At 71.7% G+C, this 25,191-nt stretch carries 27 protein-coding genes; 12 read left to right on the forward strand and 15 right to left on the reverse strand.

Annotated features, from left to right (window positions below; genetic code table 11):
• Nucleotides 1-140: 140 nt before the first annotated feature.
• Together ACFWV2_RS11630 and ACFWV2_RS11635 are read right to left on the reverse strand one after the other, a co-directional pair.
• A complete protein-coding gene (locus ACFWV2_RS11630; RefSeq protein WP_384404822.1) occupies nt 141-569 on the reverse strand; it encodes a nucleoside deaminase in 429 nt (142 codons plus the stop codon).
• Nucleotides 566-1,429 (reverse strand): LLM class flavin-dependent oxidoreductase, encoded by an 864-nt coding sequence (locus ACFWV2_RS11635; RefSeq protein WP_384404823.1) that lies wholly within the window; start codon nt 1,427-1,429, stop codon nt 566-568. The genes ACFWV2_RS11630 and ACFWV2_RS11635 overlap by 4 nt, the downstream gene beginning before the upstream one ends.
• A 93-nt stretch (nt 1,430-1,522) precedes the next feature.
• On the opposite strand from ACFWV2_RS11635, the gene ACFWV2_RS11640 reads away from it, so the two are divergent.
• Nucleotides 1,523-1,993 (forward strand): Lrp/AsnC family transcriptional regulator, encoded by a 471-nt coding sequence (locus ACFWV2_RS11640; RefSeq protein ID WP_384404824.1) that lies wholly within the window; start codon nt 1,523-1,525, stop codon nt 1,991-1,993.
• Nucleotides 1,994-2,089: 96 nt separating this feature from the next.
• On the opposite strand, the gene ACFWV2_RS11645 is transcribed toward ACFWV2_RS11640, so the two are convergent.
• Complete coding sequence (locus ACFWV2_RS11645) at nt 2,090-2,788, reverse strand: GNAT family N-acetyltransferase (protein ID WP_384404825.1); 699 nt, start codon at nt 2,786-2,788, stop codon at nt 2,090-2,092.
• A complete protein-coding gene (locus ACFWV2_RS11650) occupies nt 2,785-3,753 on the reverse strand; it encodes a LysR substrate-binding domain-containing protein (protein WP_384404826.1) in 969 nt (322 codons plus the stop codon). The genes ACFWV2_RS11645 and ACFWV2_RS11650 overlap by 4 nt, the downstream gene beginning before the upstream one ends.
• A gap of 209 nt (nt 3,754-3,962) precedes the next feature.
• Between ACFWV2_RS11650 and snpA the strand changes: the two genes are divergently transcribed.
• Nucleotides 3,963-4,616: a snapalysin gene (gene snpA, locus ACFWV2_RS11655; RefSeq protein WP_384404827.1), complete on the forward strand. Its 654-nt coding sequence runs from the start codon at nt 3,963-3,965 to the stop codon at nt 4,614-4,616.
• Nucleotides 4,617-4,680: 64 nt separating this feature from the next.
• On the opposite strand, the gene ACFWV2_RS11660 is transcribed toward snpA, so the two are convergent.
• Both ACFWV2_RS11660 and ACFWV2_RS11665 read right to left on the reverse strand, forming a co-directional pair.
• Nucleotides 4,681-5,100: a DUF6304 family protein gene (locus ACFWV2_RS11660; RefSeq protein WP_384404828.1), complete on the reverse strand. Its 420-nt coding sequence runs from the start codon at nt 5,098-5,100 to the stop codon at nt 4,681-4,683.
• A 99-nt stretch (nt 5,101-5,199) separates the two neighbouring features.
• Complete coding sequence (locus tag ACFWV2_RS11665; RefSeq protein WP_384404829.1) at nt 5,200-5,781, reverse strand: dihydrofolate reductase family protein; 582 nt, start codon at nt 5,779-5,781, stop codon at nt 5,200-5,202.
• Between the two features lie 107 nt (nt 5,782-5,888).
• Here ACFWV2_RS11665 and ACFWV2_RS11670 point away from each other — a divergent pair, with 107 nt between their 5' ends.
• On the forward strand, nt 5,889-6,464 hold the full coding sequence (locus ACFWV2_RS11670) for a TetR/AcrR family transcriptional regulator (RefSeq protein ID WP_384404830.1): 576 nt from the start codon (nt 5,889-5,891) through the stop codon (nt 6,462-6,464).
• A gap of 15 nt (nt 6,465-6,479) precedes the next feature.
• On the opposite strand, the gene ACFWV2_RS11675 is transcribed toward ACFWV2_RS11670, so the two are convergent.
• Both ACFWV2_RS11675 and ACFWV2_RS11680 read right to left on the reverse strand, forming a co-directional pair.
• Nucleotides 6,480-7,523, reverse strand: coding sequence for a family 2 encapsulin nanocompartment cargo protein polyprenyl transferase (locus ACFWV2_RS11675; RefSeq protein ID WP_384404831.1), 1,044 nt, complete (start codon nt 7,521-7,523; stop codon nt 6,480-6,482).
• A gap of 99 nt (nt 7,524-7,622) precedes the next feature.
• The gene (locus tag ACFWV2_RS11680) at nt 7,623-9,035 is read right to left on the reverse strand and encodes a family 2B encapsulin nanocompartment shell protein (RefSeq protein WP_384404832.1); all 1,413 of its coding nucleotides are present in this window, start codon (nt 9,033-9,035) and stop codon (nt 7,623-7,625) included.
• A gap of 287 nt (nt 9,036-9,322) precedes the next feature.
• On the opposite strand from ACFWV2_RS11680, the gene ACFWV2_RS11685 reads away from it, so the two are divergent.
• Together ACFWV2_RS11685 and ACFWV2_RS11690 are read left to right on the forward strand one after the other, a co-directional pair.
• Entirely contained in the window at nt 9,323-9,913 is a 591-nt protein-coding gene (locus ACFWV2_RS11685; RefSeq protein ID WP_384404833.1) for an N-acetylmuramoyl-L-alanine amidase, read from the forward strand.
• Between the two features lie 29 nt (nt 9,914-9,942).
• Nucleotides 9,943-10,938, forward strand: coding sequence for a 1-aminocyclopropane-1-carboxylate deaminase/D-cysteine desulfhydrase (locus ACFWV2_RS11690; protein WP_384404834.1), 996 nt, complete (start codon nt 9,943-9,945; stop codon nt 10,936-10,938).
• Here the strand turns inward: ACFWV2_RS11690 and ACFWV2_RS11695 are convergent.
• Nucleotides 10,914-12,512 carry a Na+/H+ antiporter gene (locus ACFWV2_RS11695; RefSeq protein ID WP_384404835.1) on the reverse strand — a complete coding sequence of 533 codons (1,599 nt, stop codon included), beginning with the start codon at nt 12,510-12,512 and terminating at the stop codon, nt 10,914-10,916. The two genes, ACFWV2_RS11690 and ACFWV2_RS11695, sit on opposite strands and share 25 nt — an antisense overlap.
• 40 nt (nt 12,513-12,552) lie before the next feature.
• Here ACFWV2_RS11695 and ACFWV2_RS11700 point away from each other — a divergent pair, with 40 nt between their 5' ends.
• The 3 genes from ACFWV2_RS11700 to ACFWV2_RS11710 all read left to right on the forward strand — a co-directional run bounded on the left by ACFWV2_RS11700 (nt 12,553) and on the right by ACFWV2_RS11710 (nt 14,726).
• Nucleotides 12,553-12,813 carry a UBP-type zinc finger domain-containing protein gene (locus ACFWV2_RS11700; RefSeq protein WP_384404836.1) on the forward strand — a complete coding sequence of 87 codons (261 nt, stop codon included), beginning with the start codon at nt 12,553-12,555 and terminating at the stop codon, nt 12,811-12,813.
• 396 nt (nt 12,814-13,209) lie between these two features.
• Entirely contained in the window at nt 13,210-13,623 is a 414-nt protein-coding gene (locus ACFWV2_RS11705; protein ID WP_015036094.1) for an anti-sigma regulatory factor, read from the forward strand.
• Nucleotides 13,620-14,726 (forward strand): SigB/SigF/SigG family RNA polymerase sigma factor, encoded by a 1,107-nt coding sequence (locus tag ACFWV2_RS11710; RefSeq protein ID WP_384404837.1) that lies wholly within the window; start codon nt 13,620-13,622, stop codon nt 14,724-14,726. The genes ACFWV2_RS11705 and ACFWV2_RS11710 overlap by 4 nt, the downstream gene beginning before the upstream one ends.
• 6 nt (nt 14,727-14,732) lie before the next feature.
• Here the strand turns inward: ACFWV2_RS11710 and ACFWV2_RS11715 are convergent, their stop codons facing one another.
• A complete protein-coding gene (locus tag ACFWV2_RS11715; RefSeq protein WP_384404838.1) occupies nt 14,733-15,149 on the reverse strand; it encodes a hypothetical protein in 417 nt (138 codons plus the stop codon).
• A 121-nt stretch (nt 15,150-15,270) separates the two neighbouring features.
• Here ACFWV2_RS11715 and ACFWV2_RS11720 point away from each other — a divergent pair, with 121 nt between their 5' ends.
• Both ACFWV2_RS11720 and ACFWV2_RS11725 read left to right on the forward strand, forming a co-directional pair.
• Nucleotides 15,271-16,239, forward strand: coding sequence for a diacylglycerol/lipid kinase family protein (locus tag ACFWV2_RS11720; RefSeq protein ID WP_384404839.1), 969 nt, complete (start codon nt 15,271-15,273; stop codon nt 16,237-16,239).
• 316 nt (nt 16,240-16,555) lie between these two features.
• Nucleotides 16,556-16,813: a WhiB family transcriptional regulator gene (locus ACFWV2_RS11725; RefSeq protein WP_003953983.1), complete on the forward strand. Its 258-nt coding sequence runs from the start codon at nt 16,556-16,558 to the stop codon at nt 16,811-16,813.
• Nucleotides 16,814-16,961: 148 nt separating this feature from the next.
• Here ACFWV2_RS11725 and ACFWV2_RS11730 read toward each other — a convergent pair whose 3' ends face one another.
• Both ACFWV2_RS11730 and ACFWV2_RS11735 read right to left on the reverse strand, forming a co-directional pair.
• Nucleotides 16,962-18,428: a sensor histidine kinase gene (locus ACFWV2_RS11730; protein ID WP_384404840.1), complete on the reverse strand. Its 1,467-nt coding sequence runs from the start codon at nt 18,426-18,428 to the stop codon at nt 16,962-16,964.
• 295 nt (nt 18,429-18,723) lie between these two features.
• On the reverse strand, nt 18,724-19,422 hold the full coding sequence (locus ACFWV2_RS11735; protein WP_384404841.1) for a TetR/AcrR family transcriptional regulator: 699 nt from the start codon (nt 19,420-19,422) through the stop codon (nt 18,724-18,726).
• 83 nt (nt 19,423-19,505) lie between these two features.
• Between ACFWV2_RS11735 and ACFWV2_RS11740 the strand changes: the two genes are divergently transcribed.
• Both ACFWV2_RS11740 and nagB read left to right on the forward strand, forming a co-directional pair.
• On the forward strand, nt 19,506-20,327 hold the full coding sequence (locus ACFWV2_RS11740; RefSeq protein WP_384404842.1) for an SDR family oxidoreductase: 822 nt from the start codon (nt 19,506-19,508) through the stop codon (nt 20,325-20,327).
• A 325-nt stretch (nt 20,328-20,652) separates the two neighbouring features.
• Nucleotides 20,653-21,438, forward strand: coding sequence for a glucosamine-6-phosphate deaminase (gene nagB / locus ACFWV2_RS11745; RefSeq protein WP_384404843.1), 786 nt, complete (start codon nt 20,653-20,655; stop codon nt 21,436-21,438).
• A gap of 120 nt (nt 21,439-21,558) precedes the next feature.
• Here the strand turns inward: nagB and ACFWV2_RS11750 are convergent, their stop codons facing one another.
• The 3 genes from ACFWV2_RS11750 to ACFWV2_RS11760 are packed head-to-tail and all read right to left on the reverse strand — an operon-like array spanning nt 21,559 to nt 24,977.
• Complete coding sequence (locus ACFWV2_RS11750; protein WP_384404844.1) at nt 21,559-23,082, reverse strand: glycoside hydrolase family 3 protein; 1,524 nt, start codon at nt 23,080-23,082, stop codon at nt 21,559-21,561.
• A gap of 9 nt (nt 23,083-23,091) precedes the next feature.
• Nucleotides 23,092-23,958, reverse strand: coding sequence for a carbohydrate ABC transporter permease (locus ACFWV2_RS11755; protein WP_384404845.1), 867 nt, complete (start codon nt 23,956-23,958; stop codon nt 23,092-23,094).
• Complete coding sequence (locus ACFWV2_RS11760; protein ID WP_384404846.1) at nt 23,955-24,977, reverse strand: carbohydrate ABC transporter permease; 1,023 nt, start codon at nt 24,975-24,977, stop codon at nt 23,955-23,957. The genes ACFWV2_RS11755 and ACFWV2_RS11760 overlap by 4 nt, the downstream gene beginning before the upstream one ends.
• Between the last annotated feature and the right edge of the window lie 214 nt (nt 24,978-25,191).

The raw sequence follows: 25,191 nt of genomic DNA on the forward strand, positions 1-25,191 counted from the left end.
CTTTTTTTTTAACTTTTGGGGGGGTTTTTTTTTTTTTAAATTACACTTTTTTGGGTACAAAATTTCGCCCTCACTTTCCCCCCGGGTGCCCCCGCGCCCCCCCGCCCGGTCACCCCGGGCGGGCCGTCGCCGTTCCCCGGTCACCTGTAGTACGGCTCGACGACGGCCCGCACCTCGTCGAGCAGCGCGGGGCCGTCCTGCGGGACGGGCGGCCGGCCGCTGCCCGGGCGGATGGCGGGGAGCTGTTCGCCGGACAGGGCGAAGACCACCCGCCGCAGCCCCGCGGTCCGGATGACGGCCGCGCACATCTCGCAGGGCTGGCAGCTGGTGTACATCGTGGTGTCCGCCGCCGTGCCCGCGTCCAGTTCCCGCGCGGCCCACCTCGCCAGTTTCAGTTCCGGGTGCGCGGTGACGTCCCTGTCGGTGAGGGTGGTGTTCCGCTCCTCGGCCAGCACGGTCCCGTCCGGTCCCGCGAGCAGCGAGCCGAACGGAGGGTTGCCGCTCTCGCGCGCTTCCGCCGCGAGGTCGATGGCCCGGCGGAGGAGGGCGTGGTCGTCAGGCGTGGTCATGGCTGTTCCGTTCTCGTGGGGGTGGCGTACACGTGCGCTGCCAGGGTGGCGAGGGTCTCCCAGGCCGTCTCGGGATGGCGTGTCGCCCCCGGGTCGCCGTCGTAGGTGTCGAGGACGACGGACTCGGCGCCCAACAGCCGCAGTCGGTCGAGGTCGTCCATGATCTGGTCGATGGTGCCCTCACCGGCGAGCCGTCGCGGTCCCTCGACCGGTGCCCGGGTGAGGCGCAGGGCGATCCGGGGAGCCAGGGCGGGCAGGGGGAGGCGCTGCGACTCCGCGTAGGTCCGCAGCCGGTCCGAGGCTTCGCGCAGCCACGGCAGGGTGGGGCGCAGCGGGTGCCAGGCGTCTCCGAGCCGTACGGCCCGGCGCAGTCCCGCGTCGCTGTTGCCGCCGACCCACACCGGGATGCGGCGTTCGCCGTAGGAGGCGGTGTCCGTCCAGGCCGCCCGTACGTCCCGCAGGTGGTCGTCGGTGATCCGGCCGCGCCGGTCGAACGGGATGCCGAGGGCGGCGAACTCCTGCCGTGCCCAGCCCACCCCCACACCGAGGACCAGCCGGCCGTCGCTCAGCTCGTTCAGGTTGGCCGCCATCCGGGCGGTGAGCAGGGGGTGGCGGTAGGGGGCGATGAGGACCGTCGTGCCGAGCCTGACGCGGATGGTGAGGCCGGCCAGCCAGGACAGGGTGGTGAAGGGCTCGTAGAACGGGGCCGGATACCGCTCGGCGACGTCCGGCGTGATGGCCACGTGGTCGGAGACCATCAGGAGGTCGAAGCCGAGGCCCTCCACGGTCCGGGCCCAGTTCCGCAGGACGCCCGGGTCGGTGCCGGGGCCGAAGTTGAGGACGTTGACGCCGATCTTCATGCTGTCGAGCCTAGTCAGGCCGTCCGGCCCGCTGAAGGGATTCCTGCCTGTTCAGGGGCCGTTGGGCCGTGGATCTACCGGTAATCTGACGAGATGACCGAGAGTCTTGACGGCACGGACTGGGCGATCCTGGACGAGGTCCAGCGGGACGGCCGGATCGCGTTCACGGAGCTGGCGCGGCGGGTGAACCTGAGCACCTCGGCGACGACGGAGCGGGTACGACGCCTCGAGGCGGCCGGGGTGATCCGGGGGTACCGGGCGGAGGTGGACCTGGAGCGGACCGGGCACCCGGTGCTCGCGGTGGTCCGGCTCAAGTACCCGGGGCCGGGGACCCGGCACGAGCCGCTGCGCCGGCTGCTCGGGGAGCGCCCGGAGATCCTGGAGTGCCTGCGCACCACCGGGGACGACTGCTACGTCATGAAGGTGGCGACCACGTCGATGGCCCATCTGGAACGGGTCGTCGACGAGTTGGCCGAGTTCGGGAGCACGACCACGAATCTCGTCCTCAGCCGGACGCTCCCGTTCCGCGGCCCCCGGGTCCCCCGGGCGCACGGCACCCTCTAGGCGGCGACACGGCGCGGCCACCTCGGACCCACGGGCCGGGCGCCGGTCCGCCGAGCGAGCGCGGAAGCCTCGCCCTCGGGGCCGGCGATGACCTGATCACGTACGAGGGGCGGGGCCCGCCAGGCCCTGGCCGCCTGTCTGGTCCCCTACCCGGAGCGTGTAGCGGCGCTTCTCCTTGGAGGGGGCGCCCAGGCGGTCGTAGAAGCGGATCGCGCTCTCGTTCCAGGCGGGGGTCTGCCACTGGATCTCGGCGAGGCCCAGGGCGCGGGCCTCGGTGCGCACCGCCGCCAGCAGGAGCGGGCCCAGGCCGTGGCCGCGGGCGGACTCCGTGAGGTAGAGGCAGTCCATGTGGAGGTACTCCGTGCCGTCCCAGGTGGACAGCTCCGGGGCGCAGGTGGCGTAGCCCGCGAGGGTGCCGTCGGGGAGGACGGCGACCAGGCAGCGGAGCCGGGGCTCCGCCGGGGCGAAGAGCAGACGGGCCAGGCGGTCCGCAAGACCCGGAGCCGGGGGCGCCGCCTTCTCGTACGCCGCGTGCTCGGCGATCAGCTCCACCACCCGCGCCAGATCCCCGGGGCGCGCATGCCGCACCGTCGCCGGATCCCCGGGGGGCGCCTCTCCTACCGGCGACGGCTCCCTTGAGCACGCCTGGCCCACCGTCGCCGGGTCCCCGGGGCGGGCCTCTCCCACCGGCGACGGCTCCCCGGAGCGCGCCTGGCCCACCGGAGCCAGGTCCTCCGGCCGCGCCCGCCCTTCGGGCGCCCCCGCCGCGTCCGGACCGCCCTCGCGTTCGTTCATACCGTCATCATGCACGGTCCCACCGACAGCTCCGCCGCCGTTCCCTGGCGGTGGAGCCACTCGCGGTACGGGGCGGCGCGCAGGGCCACCTCGCGGTAGGCCGCGGCGAGTTCGTCGTACAGCGTGTCCAGGGGCGCTCCGGGGCGCGCGTACAGCAGGAGCCGGACCGCCAGGGGGTCACCCCGTAAGGGGCGGACGGCCATGTCCTCGCGGGGGATCGAGGTCGGCTGGCAGGGGGCCACGGCCTCGCCGAGGACGATGAGCGAGGCGGCCGTGTGGTAGTCGCCGTGCAGCAGGGGCGGATCGATGCCGGCGGCGTCCAGGACCCGGCGCAGGCCGTCCCATTCGCCGTCCACGGTCGGGTCGACCATCCAGTGGTCGGTGGCCAGGTCGGCGAGGTCCACGACGGCCCGGGCGGCGGCCGGGTGGTCGCGGGCCATGGAGACGAACTGCGGTTCGCGGGCGATCAGGACCCGCCCCTCCAGGCCCTCGGGGACCCGTAGCGGGCAGCCTTCCACCTCGTGGACGAAGGCCACGTCGAGCCCGCCGGCGGCGACCGTGCGCAGCAGCGCGTTGGCGGAGACGTCCACCCGGAGGCCGATGTCGGTGCCGGGCAGCCGCTGGCGCAGTCGCCGCAGCCAGCCGGGGAGCGCCCGGCTGGCGGTGGAGCCGACGCCGAGTCCGGGGCCCTCGGAGCGGGCGGCCGCGGCGCGGGTCTCGGTGACGAGCGCGGCCATGTCGGCGACGAGGGGGCGGGCCCGGCTGAGCAGGGAGCGCCCGAGGGGGGTGGGGCGGCAGCCGGTGCGGCCGCGGGAGAAGAGTTCGGCGCCGAGGGAGTTCTCGATGCGGCGCAGCTGGGTGGTCAACGAGGGCTGGCTCATGCCGAGTTGGCGGGCCGCCTTGTGCAGGCTGCCCGTGTCCGCGATGGCGCAGAGCGCGCGCAGGTGTCTCACCTCCAGCTCCATGCCCCGAGGGTAGGGCGGCGCCCTGAGTCGCACCAGATACCCGGAGTCCCTCGATCACCTTCGTTTTCAAGGGCGTTGAGGGTGCCGAGGGATGGCGAGGCAGGGTGGCGAGGGGGGGTGATGCGGTGGTGCTATCGGCGGTTGACATCATCCCCGCGGACCCCGCCTCCCCCGAGACTCTCTCCAGTCCCCTAGAGGAGGAGCCCCCCATGCGTCACCCCAAGGTCCTCACCTCCGTACTGACCGCCACCCTCGGTCTCGGTCTCGCCGCCTCCCTCGGCGTGGCCCCGGCCGCGGCCCAGAGCGCCGGCCACTCCGCCGTCTCCGCCGACGCGGCCGCCGCGTACGCCGGTTCGGCGGAGAACGCCAAGGCCAACAAGGCCTTCTTCGACGCCGTCATGAAGTCGGTGGCGCAGAAGCGGGCCGCCGCTCCCGGCGCGGCCGCCGTCACCGTCGTCTACAGCGCCGCCAACGCGCCGAGCTTCCGCACACAGATCGCCCGCTCCACCCAGATATGGAACAGCTCGGTGGTGAACGTCCGGCTCGTCGAGGGCAGCAACCCGGACTTCCGCTACTACGAGGGCAACGACTCCCGTGGCTCGTACGCGAGCACCGACGGTCACGGCCGCGGCTACATCTTCCTCGACTACCGGCAGAACCAGCAGTACAACTCCACCCGGGTGACCGCCCACGAGACCGGGCACGTCCTGGGGCTCCCCGACCACTACAGCGGCCCGTGCAGCGAACTGATGTCGGGCGGCGGCCCCGGCACGTCCTGCCAGAACGCCCAGCCGAACGCCCAGGAACGGTCCCGCGTCGACCAGCTCTGGCGCTACGGTCTCGCCTCCGCCTTCAAGGGCTGACGAGCGTGGCGTGAGGTGAAAACGGCGGCCGGCCCCCTCCCCGGGACCGGCCGCCGCACTCGTCTCAGGCCGCCTGGAGGAGGCGGCGGGCGAAGTCCGCGCCGGGCGGAAGCTGTCGGCGCACCCGCTCCAGGGCGCCGTCGAAGTCACCTCCGGCGACGCACGACTCGAAGGCGGCGCCGCCGCAGTGCAGCGTCAGACTCAGGTCCGCGCGCTCACCGAGCGTCAGCAGACAGCTCAGCGTCGCCTGCTGGGTGGCGCCGTCCACGACGACGGGGAGCGGGAGGTCCCACTCCAGGACGCAGCCGGTGAGGGGCTGTCCGTCCTCGCCGGCCGCGCTGAGCGCGGCGAAGCCCTCGCCCGTGTACTCGATCCCCCTGATCCGGGTGGCGACGCGCCGCCCGACGGCCGTGATGACGATCGCTTCCGCGCCGCTGCGGTCCCGGTACCAGCCGGTCCAGACTTCTGTCGACTCCGATGACATGCGCGGACTGTAGCGGCATGACCGGCTCCGGCGCGCGGCCGGTCGCCCCGAGGCCGGACTTCTCCCGATCTCGCCCGCTTGCCGCCGCGCTTCCCGCCGTTACCGCTTCCTGGTGTAGGTGCGGACGATCACGCCGTTGTCGAAGGCGCGCACCGAGCCCAGCTCGAAGGCGCGGGGCTCGAAGCCGGCGCCGAACATCGGCATGCCGGAGCCGTAGACCTCCGGGTAGGTCTTGATGACCAGCTCGTCGATCTCCTCGATCAGCTCGCCGGCGATGGTGGAGCCGCCGCAGAGGTAGATGCCGAGGGGGCTGTCCTCCGCCTTGAGTTCGCGGACGCGACCGACGAGGTCGTCTGCGATCAGCTCCACGTTCGGGTGGGGCGACTCGGCCAGTGAGCGGGTGGCGACGAACTCCCGCAGGTGGTTGTAGGGGCTGGTGACGCCGATGTCCAGGGCGAGCTGGTACGACTTCATCCCCTGGACGAGGGTGTCGAAGTGCTTGTTCTCCGCGTCGATCCCGAACATCTCCCGCGCGTGCGTCGGGACGGTCTCGGGGTACTCGGCGTTCATCTCCTGCATGTACGAGCCGGTCGAGTACGCGTACATCGACGAGGCGTCGCCCTCGGGGTCGCCGATGAAGCCGTCGATGGTGCAGGCGATGTAGTACGTGAGCTGGCGCAAGCCGGTCCTCTTCCACTTCGGAACGCGGCTGCTGTCGCAACCACGACGGCTATAGTGCTTCACTTGTAGTGGTTACGCAAGACCTATTTTCCGGAAGGGAGCCCGACATGGCGAAAAACCCGGAACGCCGCACGACCCTGCTCGACGCCGCGATCCAGGTACTGGCGGACGAGGGCGCCCGTGGGCTCACCTTCCGGGCGGTCGACGCCCGGGCGGGGGTCCCCACGGGCACCTCGTCCAACTACTTCCGCGACCGCGACCAGGTGCTCTCCCAGGTCGCCGACCGCATCTTCGAACGGCTGACCCCCGAGCCCGGGGTCATCGACACCGCGCTGCTGCCGCCACCGAGCCGTGACCTGGTCGTCGAGCTGATGCGGGGGCTCGCCCAGCGGCTCGCCGCCGAACGCACCTGCTACCTCGGGCTCTTCGAGCTCCGCCTCGAAGCGGTCCGCCGCCCCGAGCTGCGCACCCAGCTCACCAAGGTGCTCCGGGCCGACCTCGACGAGAACGTCCGGCTGCATCTCGACTCGGGGATGCCCGGGGACGCCGACACCGTCCGCCTGCTCTACTTCGCCCTCACCGGGCTGTTGTTCGACCACTTCACGGTGCCGGGCCTGCACGGTGACCAGGACCTCGACGACCTGATCGAGTCCGCGGTCACCCGCATCGTCCCCGGGCCGTGAGACCACCCCCGGCCGTCAGCGCGTACGCCGGGTGACGAACTCCGCGAGGGCCAGCAGGTCCCCGGCCGCGTCCAGGTCCGGAACCGCCTGCGCCAGGTACTCCACTGCGCGGCCCATGCGCTCGGCCGCCTGGGCCTGGGCCCAGTCACGCCCACCGGCCCGCTCGACCGCGTCCGCCGCCGCCCGTACCGCCGCCGCGTCGAGGACCGGACGGGAGTACAGCTCGGCCAGTTCCTCGCCGGCCGCGGTGCCCGAGGCGAGCGCCGCCACCACCGGCAGCGACTTCTTGTGGGCGACGAGATCGGCCCCTGCCGGCTTGCCCGTGCGGTCGGGGTCGCCCCAGATCCCGATGAGGTCGTCGATCAACTGGAAGGCCAGACCGGCCTCCCGGCCGAAGGCGTCCATCGCCGCGACCTCCTCCTCCCCCGCGCCCGCGTAGAGCGCGCCGAGGGCGCAGGAGCAGCCGAGCAGGGCTCCGGTCTTGGCGGTGGCCATGGCGAGGCACTCGTCGAGGGAGACCTCGCGCGGGCCGCGCCGCTCGAAGGCGCAGTCCGCCTGCTGACCCGCGCACAGCTCGATGATGCAGGCCGCCAGGCGCGCGGAGGCCGCCGCCGACGCGGGATGCGGGTCCTCGGCGAGCAGCCGCAGGGCGAGCGCGCTCATCGCGTCTCCCGCGATCAGCGCGTCCGGGACTCCGAAGACGGTCCAGGCGGTGGGCCGGTGCCTGCGGGTCACGTCCTCGTCGACGATGTCGTCGTGGAGCAGGGTGAAGTTGTGGGCGAGCTCCACCGCGGCCGCGGCCTTCACCGCCCGCGTCTCGTCGGCTCCGAGCGCGCGGGCCGCCGCGAGGACCAGGGCCGGGCGTATCGCCTTGCCGGCCCGCTCCGTGGCCGGTGTGCCGTCGGCGTGCTCCCAGCCGAAGTGGTACATGGCGACCCGGCGCATGGAACCGGGCAGGGTCTCGACGGTCGAGCGCAGTTGGGGGTCGACGGCGGTCCGCGTCCGGTCCAGGAGCACCACGGCCCCCTGACCGTCGGTGACGGCATCCACGCTGGTCATGGTCACGTCCTTCGTATCCTCCGTGTCGTTGTGCGCGGCGGGGAGCCGGGAACGCCCGGGGGCGGGAGGGATCGGTCCCCGCCCCCGGGCGTCGTCGGCTCAGTGCCAGCGGCTGACCTCGACGTTCTCCAGCACTCCGAGCGCGTCCGGGACGAGGATCGCGGCCGAGTAGTAGGCCGTGACCAGGTACGAGATGATCGCCTGCTCGTCGATGCCCATGAAGCGGACGGAGAGGCTGGGCTCGATCTCGTCGGGGATGCCGGTCTGGTGCAGACCGATCACGCCTTGGTCGGCCTCGCCGGTACGCATGCAGATGATCGAGGTGGTCCGGGCGTCCGAGACCGGGATCTTGTTGCACGGGTAGATCGGCACCCCGCGCCAGGTCGGGATGCGGTTGCCGTTGACGTCGATCGTCTCGGGCACCAGACCGCGCTTGTTGAGCTCGCGGCCGAAGGCGGAGATGGCGCGCGGGTGGGCGAGGAACAGCTTGGAACCCCGGCGGCGGGAGAGCAGCTCGTCCATGTCGTCGGGGCTGGGGGCGCCGTCGTGCGGCTGGATCCGCTGCTCGTAGTCGCAGTTGGACAGGAGGCCGAACTCCTTGTTGTTGACGAGCTCGTACTCCTGGCGCTCGCGGAGTGCCTCGACCGTGAGCCGCAACTGCTGCTCGGTCTGGTTCATCGGCTGGTTGTAGAGGTCGGCGACGCGGCTGTGGACCTTCAGCACGGTCTGGGCGACGCTCAGCTCGTACTCGCGGGGCGAGGCGTCGTAGTCGACGTAGGTGTGCGGGACGACGGCCTCACCGACGTGGCCGGCGGAGAGATCGATCTCGGCCTCGCCGTACCCGTTGGTGCGCTGGTGGGGCAGCGCGGCCACGCTCGCGAGGTGGGCGGCGAGCGAACCTGCCCGGTCCGCGAGGTTCCGCACGTCGTCGCGGGTGAGCTCGAGGACCGTACAGGCGGTGGCGGCGCGGGCGCTCCACTCCCAGGTGGCGTCCGGGTCGACGAGCGCGGTGTCGCCGAAGTAGGAGCCGTCCGCGAGGACACCGAGGATGGTCTCGTCGCCGTACGGCCCCTCACCGATCTGCTCGACCCTGCCGTGCGCGAGGAGGTGGACGCGGTCGGTCGGCTCGCCCGCGACGGCGATCACCTCGCCTGCCGCGTACTCCCGCTGGCGGCAGCGGGACGCGAGCTCGGTCAGGGCCTCCTCGTCCTCGTAGCCGCGCAGGACGGGGAGTTCGCCGAGTTCGGCGGGGATGACCGCGACGCGCTCTCCGGTCTGGACGAAGGTGACGCGGCCGTCACCCACGGAGTAGCTGAGCCTCCGGTTCACCCGGTACGTGCCGCCCTGCACCTGGACCCACGGCAGCGCCCGCAGCAGCCACCGCGAGGTGATCTCCTGCATCTGCGGCGCCGACTTGGTGGTCGTGGCGAGGTTCCGCGCGGCGGCGGTACTGAGACTCTGCTGCGGGGCCTGCTCCGCGCGTACGTCGTCGCCAACCGAACCAACGGACATGGAACTCCCTCTCGTATGACTGAGTTGCGAGACGAAGCCTTTCAGCACGGAACGTGTCGGCGCCATTACACATTCGGGTGGGACTGTTCGGTGATCTTCGGGGCATGTCACGTGATTTCCCCCCGAACAGCGGAGCCTCACCCGCCCCGGGGGGTGGTGTCCGGAACGGCTCGCACACGGCCCGAACGGATGGCAGCGGAGTGGCGGAGTCCGGTACTCCGGAGGCATCGGGGTCCGGTAGCTCCGGGACTCCGGAAGCCCATCCCGTCCTCCGAAGGGAGTCGGTCATGTCCACCCCCATGTCCGCGAACAGGTTCCTCGGCGCGCTGCGCGCCGAGGGCCTCGCGGTCGTCCAGGTCGGCGACTGGTCCACCCACAACCGCAACCACAAGGGCCCCTGGGGGCCGGTGCACGGCGTGATGGTCCACCACACCGTGACCCGCGGCACCGCCGCCACCGTCCGGCTCTGCCGGGACGGCCACGACGCCCTGCCGGGGCCGCTCTGCCACGGTGTGATCGCCAAGGACGGCACGGTCCACCTCGTCGGCTACGGGCGCGCGAACCACGCGGGGCTCGGCGACGACGAGGTGCTCAGGGCGGTGATCGCCGAGCGGCGCCTGCCGCGGGACGACGAGGCCACCACCGACGGCAACCGGCACTTCTACGGCTTCGAGTGCGAGAACCTCGGGGACGGCAGGGACCCGTGGCCGAAGGTCCAGCTGGAGGCCATCGCGAAGGCGGCGGCCGCCGTGTGCCGGGTGCACGGCTGGACGCACCGCTCGGTCATCGGGCACCTGGAGTGGCAGCCGGGGAAGATCGACCCGCGCGGCTTCACGATGGGCTCGATGCGGGAGCGGATCGCCGACCTCCTGCGCTGACCGTGCCGGCCGGGACGGACAATGACCGGGTGAACGCGTTCGACCTCTCCCGCCTGCGGCCCCGGCTCCCCTCGCCCCTGGAGCCGGTGGAGGACGAGCGCTTCGCCCGGCGCGGGCTCACGCTGCTGCTCAAGCGCGAGGACCTCATCCACCCCGAGCTGCCGGGCAACAAGTGGCGCAAGCTCGCCCTCAACCTGGGGGCCGCGAACGGGCGTCCGGTGCTCACCTTCGGCGGCGCGTACTCCAACCACCTGCGGGCGACGGCGGCCGCCGGCCGGCTGCTCGGCTTCCCCACGGTCGGGATCGTCCGGGGCGACGAGCTGGCCGGGCGCCCGCTCAACCCGTCCCTCGCGCGGTGCGCGGCGGACGGGATGCGGCTGGAGTTCGTGGACCGGGCCACGTACCGGGCGAAGAACGACCCGGCGGTCCTCGCGGCGCTCCTGGAGCGGGCCCCCGCGGACGCGTACGTGGTCCCGGAGGGCGGAAGCAACAGCCTCGCCGTGCGCGGGTGCGTCGAGCTGGGCCGCGAGCTCGCCGGTGCGGCGGACACGGTCGCCGTCGCCTGCGGCACGGGAGGCACCCTCGCGGGCCTGGCGGCCGGCCTCTCGGCCGGGCAGAGGGCGCTGGGCTTCCCCGTCCTCAAGGGCGGTTTCCTGAGCGGCGAGGTCCGGGCCCTCCAGGAGGCGGCGTTCGGCGGGCCGCGCGGCGAGTGGGCGCTGGACGAGCGTTTCCACGGCGGCGGGTACGCGCGCACGTCCCCCGTTCTGGAGGCGTTCGCACGTGACTTCGAGGCGCGGCATGAACTCGCCATCGAGCGACTGTATGTGGCCAAAATGCTCCATGGCCTCACGGTCCTGGCGGAGGAGGGCGCGTTCCCGGCGGGTACCCGGCTCGCGGCGGTGGTGACGGGCGCCCCCGACGCGCCCCAGTCGGCGGCGGGATCCCACTCCCCCCGGCCGCCCCTGCCCGAGGCATCCCCGCCGTCCTGTCCGGACCCGTCTCAGTCCTCCGCCTCCGCGCGGTAGGCGGCCGCCTCCTCCAGGTCGAGGCGGCGGAGCAGGGTCCGCATCATCTCGTCGTCGATCCGGCGTGCGTCGCGCAGCCGCACGAAGACCTCGCGCTCGGCGTCGATCATCTCGCGCGAGATGCGCCGGTACGTGTCGTCCGCGGTCTCCCCTGTGACCTCGTTGACGGCCCCGAGCCGCTCCCAGACCGCGTTGCGGCGCCGCTCCAGGACGGTGCGGAGCCGATCGGCGAGAGGCGCCGGCAGGGCGTTGCGCTCGTCGGCGAGAAGCGCGTCGAGGCGCTCCTCCGCCGCCCGTGAGGCCTCGCTCTGGGCCTGTGCCTCGGCCAGGGTCTCGGCGTACCTGTCCCGCTTGGGAAGCTTCAGGAGCCGGATGAGCGGCGGCAGGCTGAGGCCCTGCACGACGAGGGTGCCGATGACGGTGGTGAAGGTGAGGAAGAGGACCAGGTTCCGGGCGGGGAACCCCTCACCGTCGACGACGACGGGGATGGAGAAGACGATGGCCAGGGACACCACGCCGCGCATGCCGGCCCAGCCCACGACGAGCGGCGCCCTCCAGTCCACGCCGGGCTCCCGTTCCCTGATCCGGGCGGAGAGCCACCGGGGCAGGAAGGTCGCCGGGTAGACCCAGACGAACCGCACGAGGACCACGGCGAGGAAGACCCCGACCGCGTACCGGACCGCCTCGCCGATGCCGTACTGGCCGAGACCCTGGACGACGTACGGCAGCTGGAGGCCGATCAGGGCGAAGACGGCGGACTCCAGGACGAACGCGACCATCTTCCACACGGCCTCCTCCTGGAGCCGGGTCGCGAAGTCGACCTGCCAGGCGCGGTGTCCCAGGAAGAGCCCGACCACGACGACGGCGAGGACCCCGGAGGCGTGGACCTCCTCCGCCGCCGCGTAGGCGACGAAGGGGATGAGGAGGGAGAGGGTGTTCTGGAGCAGCGAGTCCCCGAGCCGCAGACGCAGCCAGTGGATGGGGACCATGAGGATCAGGCCGACGCCGATCCCGCCGACGGCGGCGAGCGCGAAGTCGCCGAGGCCGCCCGCCCAGCTCACGCCCTCGCCGACGGCGGCCGCGAGGGCGACCTTGAAGGCGGTGATGGCGGTGGCGTCGTTCACGAGGGACTCGCCCTGGAGGATCGTGGTGATCCGGTTCGGCAGGCCGAGCTTGCGGGCGATGGCGGTGGCGGCGACCGCGTCCGGCGGGGCGACCACCGCGCCCAGCACGAGGGCGGCGGTGAGCGGAAGGTCGGGGACGAGGACGTACGCGAGCCAGCCCACGGCCACCGTGGCGAAGAGGACGTACCCCACGGAGAGCAGGGCGACGGGCCGGATGTTGGCCCGCAGGTCGAGGTACGAGGAGTCGACGGCGGCCGTGTACAGGAGCGGCGGGAGGATCAACGGCAGCACGATGTGCGGGTCGAGGGTGTAGTCGGGCACCCCGGGGACGTACGCGGCGGCCAGCCCGGCGGCGACCAGGAGCAACGGAGCGGGCACAGGGGTCCGCCGGGCGGCCCCCGCGATCGCGGCGCTCGCCGCCACCAGTGCCACCAGCTGCAGTGATTCCATGCCCGTCCCCGTCGTGAGCCCGCCACGTAACCTGGCCATCATGAGCGAGTGCCCCCACGTTGCCGAAATGCCGCGCCCCGAGCCGGCGCCGCTTACCGACACCTGTCCCGAGTGCCTGGCGGACGGGACGCATCCGGTCCAGCTGCGGCTCTGTCTGAGCTGCGGGCACGTGGGCTGCTGCGACTCGTCGGCCGGGCGGCACGCGACAGGGCACTTCTCGTCGACGGGGCACCCGATGATGCGGACGTTCGAGCCGGGCGAGGCCTGGCGCTGGTGTTTCGTGGACGGCGCGATCGTCTGAGCGGCCCCGCCCGTCCCGATGTCCCCCGTCCCCGCTCGCCCCGATTTCCGACGCCCTGTTTGTCCCGATGTGCCGGGCGGTTCGGTCCTCGCACCGTACGACCCTCCGGCGATTCGGCCGTACGGCGATTCGCCCGCTCCCCGGGTGGGTACGTCACCCCTCCGCCGGTCGCTCGGTTCCGGCTCCCGCAGACCCCCGCCCACCGTCCGCAGCCATGGACCTACCATGGGTGATGACCGGCGGCCGGGGCGTCGACGGGGGCGGGGAGTTCGCGGCGACACGGCGGGACGGATCGCGATAGCGTCACGGCGGACTGCGCAGCCCCCTGCGTACCGCCCGGTTCGGGGGCCTCTCCCCCCGAGCCCCGAATGAGCTTGTGCCACCTTGGAGGTGAGGGTGTCCCAGATCGCAGGCGAGCCCGGGACCCAGGACTTCGTGGAAGTCCGGCTGCCCGCTGCGGGTGCCTATCTGTCCGTGCTGCGTACGGCCACGGCCGGCCTCGCGGCGCGCTTGGACTTCACCCTCGACGAGATCGAGGACTTGCGGATCGCGGTCGACGAGGCCTGCGCCATCCTGCTCCAGCAGGCCGTGCCGGGATCCGTCCTCAGCTGTGTCTTCCGGCTGGTCGACGACTCCCTCGACGTGACCGTCTCCGCCCCGACGACCGACGGGCGGGCGCCCGAGCGGGACACCTTCGCCTGGACGGTGCTGTCGGCGCTGGCCGGGAAGGTCGAGTCGTCGGTGGCCGAGGACCGTACGGTCTCGATCAGCCTGTACAAACAGCGCGGCGCGGGGCCAGGCCCGGCGTGAGGAGCGGGGACGCGACGGCCGGCATCCCTGAGCAGCAGGCGCGGCCGCATGAGGTCGCTACGGAGCGGGCGGACCAGATGAGCGAGCACGAGCAGCACCACGAGGTTCCCGAGACGCCGGGCGTCTCCGAGGCCCCCCGGGGCCCCGCGAGTGTGAACGGCTCCCCGGAGGCCTCCGGGCCCCACGGGACCGCGGGGGCTGCCGGGAGCCGGAAGTCCGAGGAGTCGGACGGGTCCGAGGGCTCCCCGGAGGCCGGGGAGGCCGAGGGGTCGGTCGAGGCGGAGAAGGCCTCGGACGGTGAGACCGAGGCCGACGAGGCCCCGGACGTCGTCCGCACCGCCCTGGACCCGCACGACCGCAGCGGCGCCCGCGCTCTGTTCGTCACGCTGCGCGAGCTGCCGGAGGGCTCCCTGGAGAAGGCGGAGCTGCGCAACCGGCTCGTACGGATGCATCTGCCGCTGGTGGAGCACCTGGCCCGGCGCTTCCGCAACCGCGGCGAGCCGCTGGACGACCTGACCCAGGTGGCGACGATCGGCCTGATCAAGTCGGTGGACCGGTTCGACCCGGAGCGCGGGGTCGAGTTCTCGACGTACGCGACCCCCACGGTCGTCGGCGAGATCAAGCGTCACTTCCGCGACAAGGGCTGGGCGGTCCGGGTGCCGCGCCGCCTCCAGGAGCTGCGGCTCTCGCTGACCACGGCGACGGCGGAGCTCTCCCAGCAGCACGGCCGCTCCCCTACCGTGCACGAGCTGGCCGAGCGGCTCGGGATCTCGGAGGAGGAGGTCCTGGAGGGCCTGGAGTCGGCGAACGCCTACTCGACGCTCTCCCTGGACGTCCCCGACACGGACGACGAGTCCCCGGCGGTGGCGGACACGCTCGGCGCGGAGGACGAGGCCCTGGAAGGGGTCGAGTACCGCGAGTCGCTCAAGCCGCTCCTCGAGGACCTGCCGCCCCGGGAGAAGCGGATCCTGCTGCTGCGTTTCTTCGGCAACATGACCCAGTCGCAGATCGCGCAGGAGGTGGGCATCTCGCAGATGCACGTCTCCCGGCTGCTGGCCAGGACTCTCGCCCAGCTGCGGGAGAAGCTCCTGGTGGAGGAGTAGGTCCCGTCAGGCTTCCTGACCGGGGCGCCGGATGCCGAGCGCCTCGGTCGTGGCCGGACTCACCAGCAGGACGAGCCCGGTGACGGCCAGGACGCCGAGGACGGCGCCGACCGGGATCATCGCGCTGTCCGCCTGGGTCATCTGCCAGGCGACCGGCAGGGCCAGGATCTGGGTGATCACGGCCGGGCCGCGGCTCCAGGAGCGGCGCAGCCACAGGCCGCGGGCGGCGGCGAGCGGGATCAGACCGAGCGCGACGAGCGTCACAGCGCCCGTGAGCGCGCCGGTGAGGTCGCCGGACGTCCGCGTCAGGGCGTCCACCAGCATGTAGACACCTCCGGCGACGAGCCCGAGGGCCTCGATACCGGCCACGGCCGCGGCGGCGGCGAGGCGGGCGGGGCGGGGGGTCTGTTCCGTACTGCTCATACAGGGCAGGGTAGCGGGGGGTGCGCCCCGCGATCTCGGCCGCCCGGTGGGCCCGGCGGCGGGGTGTCCACGGGATGGCCGGCGCTGGGCCCGGTACCGCCGGGTAGGTACGCTGAAGCTCATGCGCGCACTTCTCGTGGTCAATCCGGCAGCCACCACCACCAGTGCCCGCACCCGTGACGTGCTCATCCACGCGCTGGCGAGCGAGATGAAGCTGGAGGCCGTCACCACCGAGTACCGCGGTCACGCGCGGGACCTGGGCCGTCACGCCGCCGAGGCCGGGAACATCGATCTCGTCGTGGCCCTGGGCGGCGACGGCACGGTGAACGAGGTCGTCAACGGGTTGCTGCACGACGGGCCCGACCCCGACCGGCTGCCGGGGCTCGCGGTGGTCCCGGGCGGTTCGACCAACGTGTTCGCCCGCGCCCTCGGTCTGCCGAACGACGCCGTGGAGGCGACGGGCGCGCTGCTCGACGCGTTGCGTGAGCGACGGGCACGCACGGTGAGCCTCGGCCTCGCCTCGGGGACGCCGGGCACGGAGGACGAGTCCGTGCCGTCCCGCTGGTTCACCTTCTGCGCCGGGCTGGGATTCGACGCCAGCGTCATCGGCCGGGTCGAACAGCAGCGGGAGCGCGGGAAGAGATCCACGCACGCCCTCTATCTGCGCCAGGTGGCACGCCAGTTCTTCGAGGAACCGCACCGCCGGCACGGCACGATCACCCTGGAGCGCCCCGGCGCCGAGCCGGTCCAGAACCTGGTGCTCTCCATAATCTGCAACACCTCCCCCTGGACCTACCTGGGCAATCGTCCGGTGTACGCGTCCCCGGAGGCCTCCTTCGAGACCGCGCTCGACGTGCTCGGACTGCGCCGTCTCTCCACCGCCGCCGTGGCCCGTTACGCCACCCAGCTGCTCACCTCGACCCCGGATCGGGGCCCGCGCGGCAAGCACGCGGTCTCCCTGCACGACCTGACCGACTTCACCTTGCATTCCAAGGTTCCCCTCCCCCTGCAGATGGACGGAGACCACCTCGGACTGCGTACGAGCGTCGCGTTCACAGGCGTACGCCGTGCACTGCGTGTGATTGTGTGAGTGGAAGGGCCGAAAGTCCTTTCACTCGAACGTTTAGGCGTGCATCCACCCCTTAGAAGTACGGCTGTGACCTAGCCGACACCGAGGAATCAAAAAAAACTTTCCGCAAGGGGTTGTATCCGCTGCCGAGGTTTGCGAGTCTCTTCTTGGCGATCGGGACGGCCCGCAACACCGGCCTCCACTGAGAGCCAGAACCCCTCCTCAGTCCAAGGACCACACCAGTTCATCTGGCAGTCGGCCCTTCCCTTGCGGGGGGATTCGTGAAAGCGTTCACATTCACAAGCAATTGCATGTCATACCAAGAGAGGTAGCAGCCATGGACTGGCGTCACAACGCCGTTTGTCGTGAGGAAGACCCCGAGCTGTTCTTCCCCATCGGCAACACCGGTCCTGCGCTGCTGCAGATCGAGGAAGCCAAGGCCGTCTGCCGCCGCTGCCCCGTCATGGAGCAGTGCCTGCAGTGGGCGCTCGAGTCCGGCCAGGACTCCGGCGTCTGGGGTGGCCTCAGCGAGGACGAGCGCCGCGCGATGAAGCGCCGTGCCGCTCGCAACCGGGCGCGTAACGCCAGCGCCTGACGCCCACCGACAGCCTGAGGCCGGCGGCGCGCACATCGCGTACGCAATCACCGCCCTTGAGCCGCAGCGCGCAGCAGTAACCCACAGCATTCGAGCCCCGGACCGATCTCCTTCGGTCCGGGGCTCGCTGCTTTGACCCGGCCGCGTCCTACTTCTGCGGCTGCACGGGAACGTCGAGGACCACCTTCGTACCGCGCCCGGCGCCCGGCAGCATGTCGAAGGTTCCGCCCAACTCCCCTTCCACCAGGGTGCGTACGATCTGGAGTCCGAGGTTTCCGGCGCGCTGCGGGTCGAAGCCCTCGGGCAGGCCCCGGCCGTCGTCCTGGACCGTGATCAGGAGCCGGGCCTCGGGCCTCGGCTCGCCACGCACGGCGGTGACCTCGACGGTGCCCTCGTCGCCCTGGACGAAGGCGTGCTCCAGGGCGTTCTGCAGAATCTCGGTGAGGACCATGGAGAGCGGGGTCGCGACCTCGGCGTCCAGAATGCCGAAGCGGCCGTTGCGCCGACAGGTGACGCGGCCCGGGGAGATCTCGGCCACCATCGCGATCACCCGGTCGGCGATCTCGTCGAACTCGACCCGCTCGTCCAGGTTCTGAGACAGCGTCTCGTGGACGATGGCGATCGAACCGACCCGCCGTACGGCCTCGTTGAGGGCCTCGCGGCCCTGGTCGGAATCCATCCGGCGGGCCTGGAGGCGCAACAGGGCGGCCACCGTCTGCAGGTTGTTCTTCACCCGGTGGTGGATCTCCCGGATGGTGGCGTCCTTGGTGATCAACTCTCGCTCGCGGCGGCGCAGTTCGGTGACGTCCCGGAGCAGGACGAGCGAACCGATGCGGGTGCCCTTGGGCTTGAGCGGGATCGCCCGCAGCTGGATGACGCCGCCGTTGCCCTCGACCTCGAACTCGCGCGGCGCGTAGCCGGAGGCGAGCGTGACCAGGGCCTCGTCCACGGGGCCGCGCGAGGGGGCGAGTTCGGCGGTGATCTGACCGAGGTGCTGGCCGACGAGGTCGGCGGCCAGACCGAGCCGGTGGTACGCGGAGAGGGCGTTGGGCGAGGCGTACTGGACGATGCCCTCGGCGTCCAGGCGGACGAGTCCGTCGCCGGCCCGGGGCGAGGAGTCCATGTCGACCTGCTCGCCGGGGAACGGGAAGGTGCCCGCCGCGATCATCTGCGCGAGGTCGGAGGCCGACTGGAGGTAGGTGAGTTCGAGCCGGGAGGGGGTGCGGACGGTCAGCAGGTTGGTGTTGCGGGCGATGACGCCGAGAACCCTGCCCTCGCGGCGGACGGGGATGGACTCGACCCGTACCGGCACCTCCTCGCGCCACTCCGGGTCGCCCTCGCGGACGATCCTGCCCTCGTCGAGCGCGGCGTCGAGCAGCGGGCGGCGGCCGCGCGGCACGAGGTGGCCGATCATGTCGTCCTGGTAGGAGGTGGGGCCGGTGTTGGGCCGCATCTGGGCGACGGAGACGTACCGCGTGCCGTCGAGGGTCGGGACCCAGAGCACGAGGTCGGCGAAGGAGAGGTCGGAGAGCAGCTGCCACTCCGACACCAACAGATGGAGCCACTCGAGGTCGGAGTCGCTCAGGGCGGTGTGCTGGCGCACGAGGTCGTTCATGGAGGGCACCGTGCGAGCGTACCCGCGGAATAAAGAGCCGGTGAACCTGGATCTCCGGGCGTTCGTACTGGAGGATGGGCCATGAACGACCGCGTACGTGTGGATGGACAGACAAGAATGGTCTAGTCCACAATGAACGTGATAGAGGCTCCACCTTCCCCGCACAGGAGGGTGGAACGAGGTACCCGACGCTCTCTGCCCTGACTGCGTCGAGACCTCCCACACGGCCGAGGGACCGCACACCCCCGGCCGGAGCAAACTCCGGGCTGCGGTGCCGGGCGGGCTGAGGGTCCCGTCAGGCGCCGCGGCCCGCGGGTGTTTCCGGGGCCGTTTCCTCAGCCGCTCCCGAGTTCGCGTCCGAGGCCGCGTCCGGGGCGTTTTCCGCCGGTACGCGCGCGGGGGCGGGCGGCCAGGCCCGCATCGCCGTCTCGGCCACGGCCGCCAGCTCCGCCGCCGTCGCCCCGTCCCGGGCCTGCTGCGACATGCCCTGGAGGACGGCTCCGGAGAAGCGGGCGAGCGCCCGGGCGTCGGTGTCGGCGGGCAGCTCGCCCGCCTCGACGCCCTGCTGGATACGGGCCTCGAAGGACGCCAGATTGGCGTTCCTGCGGGCTCTCAGGGACTCCTCGACCTCCGGGGTCGAGCAGTTGGTCGCGGCGGAGATCATCAGGCAGCCGCGGGGGTGGCCGGGCTCCGCGAAGAGTTCGGCCGCCTCGCCGAGGAGCCTGCCGATGGCGCCGCGGGCGGTGGACTCCTCCGCGAAGGCCCGGCCGCCGTACGCGCCGTACGAGGTGGCGTAGACCTCGACGACCTCCTCGAACAGCGTCTTCTTGTCACCGAACGCCGCGTAGAGGCTGGGCGCGCTGATGCCCATGGCGCGGGTGAGGTCGGAGACGGAGGTCGTCTCGTAGCCGCGCTCCCAGAAGGCCATCGTGGCCTGCTCCAGAGCCGTGAGCCGGTCGAAGGAGCGGGGGCGGCCGCGCTGTGTCTTCACCATGGAGTGAATTCTATAGCGTGCGCTACGGAAGTGGGGTACGGTCTTTCCATAACGACCGCTACAGAAATGAGGGGGACGTCGTCATGGGCGTGCTCGCAGGACCGACGACGGGACAGCCGACCGAGAAGGCGGCCGGGAGGCCGACCGGGAAGCTGGTGGGGAGGACGGCGCTGGTGACGGGGGGCGGCCGGGGTATCGGGCGCGGGATCGCCGAGCGGCTCGCCCGAGAGGGGGCCCGGGTCGCCGTGCACTACGGGAGCAACGAGACGGCGGCCAAGGAGACGGTCACGGCGATCGAGGCGGCCGGCGGCGAGGCGTTCACGCTCGGCCAGGAGCTGGGGGTGCCGGGGGACGCCGCGGCCCTGTGGGCGGCGTTCGACGCGGCCGCCGGGGGCGACGGGGGCCTGGACATCCTGGTGAACAACGCGGGGATCGCGGCCTCGGAGCCCTTCGCGGCGCTCGGTGAGGAGGAGTACGACCGCGTCTTCGCCGTCAACACCAAGGCGCCGTTCTTCCTGGCACAGCTGGGAGCGGAGCGGCTGAGGGACGGCGGACGGATCATCAACGTCTCGACGGGGCTGAGCAGGGCGGCGCTCATGCCGGAGCTGATCGCGTACTCGATGTCGAAGGCCGCGCTCGACGTCTTCACCCGGGACCTGTCGAAGGTCCTCGGGCCGCGCCGGATCACGGTCAACGCGGTGGCGCCGGGAATCGTGGACACCGACATCAACGCGGACTGGCTGCGGGGCGGCGACGAGGCCTGGGCCGGAGCGGCGGCGATGTCGGCGCTGGGCGGGGTCGGGACCCCGGCGGAGATAGCGGACGTGGTGGCCTTCCTGGCCTCCGACGACGCGCGCTGGGTGACGGGGCACTGGATCGACGCGACGGGGGGCTCCCTGGTCTGAGGACGGGCTGCGGGGGCGGCGAGGGGAGGCCGGGGCCCGCACCGGGGGGCGACGAGGGGCAGCGGGGCGTCGCGGAGGGTCGGTGAGGGCGTGGGGGCCCGGCACCGGGGACCCGGGCTCCGTCAGCGGGGTCGGCACGGGGAGCCGGACCCCGTGGCCGTGGGGGTGTCGGGGGCTCGGGTGGCTGGGGGGACATGGGCGTTCGACGATGGAGGCGGGGGGGGCGTCCGGGGGGCGGAACGGCATGAGGGGAAGGCCCCTCCTCTGCTAGATTTGCCTGAGATTGGTCTATACCACGGCCCCTCACCAGATCGGCAGGCACAGCGTGGAAGTTGTCATCGTCAAGGACGCCAAGGCAGGCGGCGAGCTCATCGCGGACGGCATCGCCGACCTCCTGCGCCGCAAGCCCGACGCGCTGCTCGGCGTGGCCACGGGATCGACCCCCCTCCCCATCTACGACGCCCTCACCGCCCGGGTCACGGCCGGCACCGTGGACGCCTCCCGGGCCAGGATCGCCCAGCTGGACGAGTACGTCGGCCTGCCCGCCGGCCACCCCGAGTCGTACCGCTCCACCGTGCTCCGCCAGGTCGTCGAACCCCTGGGGCTCTCCCCCGCCGCCTTCATGGGCCCCGACGGCTCCGCCGAGGACGTCCAGGCCGCCTGCGAGGCCTACGACAAGGCCCTCGCCGAGGCCGGCGGCGTCGACCTGCAGATCCTCGGCATCGGCACCGACGGGCACATCGGCTTCAACGAGCCGTGCTCCTCCCTCGCCTCCCGCACCCGGATCAAGACGCTCACCGAGCAGACCCGCGTCGACAACGCCCGCTTCTTCGACGACGACATCGAGCAGGTCCCCCACCACGTCATCACCCAGGGCATCGGGACCATCCTCGAAGCCCGCCACCTGGTGCTGCTCGCCACCGGCGAGGGCAAGGCCGAAGCCGTCGCGCAGACCGTCGAGGGCCCGGTCGCCGCGCTCGTGCCCGCCTCCGCGCTCCAGCTCCACCCCCACGCCACCGTCGTCGTGGACGAGGCCGCCGCCTCCAAGCTGAAGCTCGCCGACTACTTCCGCCACACCTACGCCGCCAAGCCCGACTGGCAGGGCATCTGAACCGTCCGGTTCCCGCTGCGCACAGCGAAGGGCCCGGCACCTGTTCAGGTGCCGGGCCCTTCGCGTACGACCGTGTACCAGCGTCTACGACCGCGGACAGCGGGTGTCGCAGGCGGCCGGTCAGGCGCCGGTTCCGACGACGGCCTCCGCGGCCGCGCGGCCGCAGACCCGGGCCGCGCCGTGCGTGGCGATGTGCAGGGCCCCGCGGGGCTCCGCCTCGTTGAGGCCCATCTCGACCACGACCGTGTCGGGGCGGGCCGCGACCAGGGCTTCCAGGGCCTCGGTCATCCACGGGTGCCGGTGGACGTCGCGTACGACCGCCACGATCCGCCGCTCCCCCGCGGCGGACAGGACGGCGGCCACGGAGGACTCGTCGTACGAGCCGGTCTCCGTGCCGGGGAGCAGCCGCTCCAGCTCCGCCGCGATGCCCCAGGGCGTCTCGTCGCCGACCGCGAAGTTCGCGACCGGAGTGAAGGAGGCCACGTAGGGAGCGCTGGTCATCGGCGTGTGGGGCCGCTCCCCCCGGGTCACCTTCAGGGCCCTGCGGGCCGCCACGAGTCCGATGTCGGCGCCGGGCGCGGTCCCCTCCTGCACTGCCGCGCCCGACACCGATCCAGCCCCCCTGGCCCGGTGCGCCTGGGTCCAGGCCGCCAGGGCGCGCACGCGCGCCGCGGCGTCGGCCAGCCGCTCCTCGGGCAGTTCACCGGTCCGTACCGCGCTGACGAGCGCGTCGCGCAGGCGCAGCACGGTGTCCTCGTCGCACAGCCCGCCGCCGACGCAGATGGCGTCGGCTCCCGCCGCGATGGCGAGGACCGAACCGCGCTCGATGCCGTACGTCGCCGAGACGGCCTGCATCTCCATGCCGTCGGTGACGATCAGCCCCTCGAAGCCCAGTTCCTGGCGGAGCAGACCGGTGAGGATCTGGGGGCTCAGGGTGGCCGGGCGGTGGGGGTCGAGCGCGGAGAGCAGAATATGCGCGCTCATGACCGCTTTGGTACCGGCGGCGACGGCGGCCCGGAAAGGTACCAGCTCACGGGTGTGCAGTGTGGCGAGGTCCACATCGATCCGGGGCAGCGCGTCGTGGGAGTCGACGTTCGTGTCGCCGTGTCCGGGGAAGTGCTTCGTGCAGGCCGCGACGCCGACGCCCTGAAGGCCGTCGACGTAGGCCACGGTGTGCCGGGCGACCAGGTCGGGGTCCGGCCCGAAGGACCGGACCCCGATGACCGGGTTCTCGGCGTTGGAGTTGACGTCGGCGGACGGTGCCCAGTTGAGGTCGACGCCGCACGCGGCGAGCCGGCGGCCGAGTTCGCGGGCCACGGCCCGGGTGAGCTCGACGTCGTCGACGCTTCCCAGCGCGTAGTTGCCGGGGAAGGAGGAGCCCTGCTTGACCTCCAGGCGGGTCACGTCCCCGCCCTCCTCGTCGATGGCGACGAGGACGTCGTCCCGCTCGGCCCTCAGCTGCGCCGTGAGCGCGGTGAGCTGGACGGGGTCGACGATGTTCCGGCCGAACAGGCCGACCGACGACAGGCCCTCGCCGATGCGCCGGAGCAGCCAGTCGGGCGCGGTGGTGCCGACGAAGCCGGGCTGGAGCACGGTGAGCGCGTCACGGGTCAGGGTGTCCGTGCCGTGTACGAGTGTGGTCATGAGGAGCCCTTATCCCTTCACCGCGCCGGCGGTCATGCCGCCGACGGCCTTGCGCTGGAGGAAGAGGAAGACGACGAGCACGGGAAGTGCGAAGAGCGTGGAGGCGGCCATGGTGGCGCCCCAGTCGCTGCCGAACGCGGTCTGGAACTGGGTCAGCCAGAGCGTCAGGGTCTGCGACTCCTTGTCCTTGTTGAGCATGAGGATCATGGCGAACTCGTTCCAGGCGGTGATGAAGCCGAAGAGCGAGGTCGACATCAGTCCGGGCGCGAGCAGCGGGAAGATCACCTTGCGGAACGCCTGGCCGCGGGTGCAGCCGTCGATCTGCGCGGCCTCCTCCAGTTCGACCGGGACGGCGGCGATGAAGCCGCGCAGGGTCCAGATCGTGAAGGGGAGGACCATGACGAAGTAGATGAGCGTGAGCATCGGGATGCTGTTCAGCATGTCGTTCTCACGGGAGATCATGTACATCGCGATGACCATGACCTCCCAGGGGGCCATCTGCGCCATCATCACGATGAGGACGATGCCCTTGCGTCCCTTGAACCGGAGGCGGGCGATCGCGAAGCTCGCGGCCAGGGCGACGACGAGGGCGAGGAGCACCGCGCCGAGGGTGACCATGAGGCTGTTGCCGACGTACGTCCAGAAGAGGTCGACGCCGGTGGCCGTCGTGTAGTTCTCGAACGTCGGCGTGAAGACGAAGACGGGGTCCTTCGTCATGATCTCGTGCTGCGGCTTCAGCGAGGACGAGAACATCCAGTAGACGGGGAAGACGAACACCACGGCGATCACGAGGGCGCTGACGTTCTTGGCGACCGCGCCGACCGTGACCGGCTTCCTGGTGCGCAGCTTCTGCGGAGTCTGGGTGGTGGCGCTCACAGCTCCTCCTCCTGCTTCAGGATCAGGCGGAAGTAGAAGGACATGACCGCGATGAGCATCACGATCGTCAGGATGGAGATGGCGGCGGCGACACCGTAGTGGAACTGGCCGACGCCCTCGATGTAGGCGTAGACCGGGAGGGTCTCGGAGCCGCGGTCGGGGCCGCCCTGGTTCATCGCGTACACCTGGGCGAACGCCTTGAAGATCCAGATGATCTCCAGGAACGTGGTGATCATGAAGAAGGACTTCAGGTTGGGGAAGACCACGGCCCAGAAGGTCCGCCAGCCGCTGGCGCCGTCCATCTTGGCGGCCTCGTACAGCTCGGACCCGATGGTGGTCAGGCCGGCGTACATGTTGAGGGCGACGAAGGGGACGGAGCCCCAGACGAGCAGGAGCAGGATGATGACCAGGGTGGAGAAGCCGGTCTCGAACCAGTTGTGCTGCTCGTAGCCGGAGAAGCCGAGCGTGCGCATCACCCAGTTCGCCACACCGAACTGCTCGTCGAAGAGCCAGCGGAAGACGGTGACGGAGGCGACGATCGGCATGGCCCAGGCGAACATCAGGGACAGCGAGAGGACCAGCCGCATCTTCTTGCCGAGGCGGTTGAGCAGCAGACCTATGCCCGTGCCGATCGCCATGATGAGGGCGACGTTGACGGCCGTGAAGACGACGCTTCGGACGGCGACGGACCAGAAGTGCGAGTCCCCGAGGAGCTCGGTGTAGTTCTGGAAGCCGATCCAGACCGTCTCGCGGGTGATGAACTCCTTCCGGTTGAGCTGCTGGAAGGAGAGGATCACATTGCGGATCAGCGGGTAGAGCAGCAGCACCGCCATGGACAGCAGGGCAGGCGCGACGAGCAGGTACGGCAGCAGCCCGCCGGGCAGGGAGCGTCTGCCGCGCGCGGGCCGAAGGACTTCCTTCGGGCCTGAAGGGGGTGGCGGAGTCTGGGACTTCTCGGCCGCCCTCCCGGGCGCGTCCTGGGGACCGGCGGTCGCCGTCCCCGGGGAGTCCACGGTCATGGTCTTATTCCTCGCGGTTCTGGGGCTCCCGCGCCCACCGGGGCACGGCCCGGGGGAGCGGGCCGCTGATCACTGCATCGCTGCAAAGGCCGGTGGTGGGGGGGGGGGGGGGGGGGGCCCCCCCCCCCCCCCCCCCCCCCGGGGGGATAAAAAAAAGAGGGAGGCCGCCGCACAAAATTTTTTTTTGTGAGGGGGGGGGGGGGGGATTAAAAAA

This window comes from Streptomyces sp. NPDC058671 (assembly GCF_042716475.1).
Lineage (GTDB): Bacteria > Actinomycetota > Actinomycetes > Streptomycetales > Streptomycetaceae > Streptomyces.

Excerpts from the sequence above, each read along its gene's own strand:
- ACFWV2_RS11630 (WP_384404822.1), bottom strand. The coding sequence starts at position 569 with ATGACCACGCCTGACGACCACGCCCTCCTCCGCCGGGCCATCGACCTC.
- ACFWV2_RS11650 (WP_384404826.1), bottom strand. The coding sequence starts at position 3,753 with ATGGAGCTGGAGGTGAGACACCTGCGCGCGCTCTGCGCCATCGCGGAC.
- ACFWV2_RS11720 (WP_384404839.1), top strand. The coding sequence starts at position 15,271 with ATGCGCGCACTTCTCGTGGTCAATCCGGCAGCCACCACCACCAGTGCC.
- ACFWV2_RS11735 (WP_384404841.1), bottom strand. The coding sequence starts at position 19,422 with ATGGTGAAGACACAGCGCGGCCGCCCCCGCTCCTTCGACCGGCTCACG.
- ACFWV2_RS11695 (WP_384404835.1), bottom strand. The coding sequence starts at position 12,512 with ATGGAATCACTGCAGCTGGTGGCACTGGTGGCGGCGAGCGCCGCGATC.
- ACFWV2_RS11640 (WP_384404824.1), top strand. The coding sequence starts at position 1,523 with ATGACCGAGAGTCTTGACGGCACGGACTGGGCGATCCTGGACGAGGTC.
- ACFWV2_RS11635 (WP_384404823.1), bottom strand. The coding sequence starts at position 1,429 with ATGAAGATCGGCGTCAACGTCCTCAACTTCGGCCCCGGCACCGACCCG.
- ACFWV2_RS11660 (WP_384404828.1), bottom strand. The coding sequence starts at position 5,100 with ATGTCATCGGAGTCGACAGAAGTCTGGACCGGCTGGTACCGGGACCGC.
- ACFWV2_RS11680 (WP_384404832.1), bottom strand. The coding sequence starts at position 9,035 with ATGTCCGTTGGTTCGGTTGGCGACGACGTACGCGCGGAGCAGGCCCCG.
- ACFWV2_RS11645 (WP_384404825.1), bottom strand. The coding sequence starts at position 2,788 with ATGAACGAACGCGAGGGCGGTCCGGACGCGGCGGGGGCGCCCGAAGGG.
- ACFWV2_RS11700 (WP_384404836.1), top strand. The coding sequence starts at position 12,553 with ATGAGCGAGTGCCCCCACGTTGCCGAAATGCCGCGCCCCGAGCCGGCG.
- ACFWV2_RS11670 (WP_384404830.1), top strand. The coding sequence starts at position 5,889 with ATGGCGAAAAACCCGGAACGCCGCACGACCCTGCTCGACGCCGCGATC.
- snpA (WP_384404827.1), top strand. The coding sequence starts at position 3,963 with ATGCGTCACCCCAAGGTCCTCACCTCCGTACTGACCGCCACCCTCGGT.
- ACFWV2_RS11675 (WP_384404831.1), bottom strand. The coding sequence starts at position 7,523 with ATGACCAGCGTGGATGCCGTCACCGACGGTCAGGGGGCCGTGGTGCTC.
- ACFWV2_RS11715 (WP_384404838.1), bottom strand. The coding sequence starts at position 15,149 with ATGAGCAGTACGGAACAGACCCCCCGCCCCGCCCGCCTCGCCGCCGCC.
- ACFWV2_RS11725 (WP_003953983.1), top strand. The coding sequence starts at position 16,556 with ATGGACTGGCGTCACAACGCCGTTTGTCGTGAGGAAGACCCCGAGCTG.
- ACFWV2_RS11760 (WP_384404846.1), bottom strand. The coding sequence starts at position 24,977 with ATGACCGTGGACTCCCCGGGGACGGCGACCGCCGGTCCCCAGGACGCG.
- ACFWV2_RS11740 (WP_384404842.1), top strand. The coding sequence starts at position 19,506 with ATGGGCGTGCTCGCAGGACCGACGACGGGACAGCCGACCGAGAAGGCG.
- ACFWV2_RS11730 (WP_384404840.1), bottom strand. The coding sequence starts at position 18,428 with ATGAACGACCTCGTGCGCCAGCACACCGCCCTGAGCGACTCCGACCTC.
- ACFWV2_RS11685 (WP_384404833.1), top strand. The coding sequence starts at position 9,323 with ATGTCCACCCCCATGTCCGCGAACAGGTTCCTCGGCGCGCTGCGCGCC.
- ACFWV2_RS11750 (WP_384404844.1), bottom strand. The coding sequence starts at position 23,082 with ATGACCACACTCGTACACGGCACGGACACCCTGACCCGTGACGCGCTC.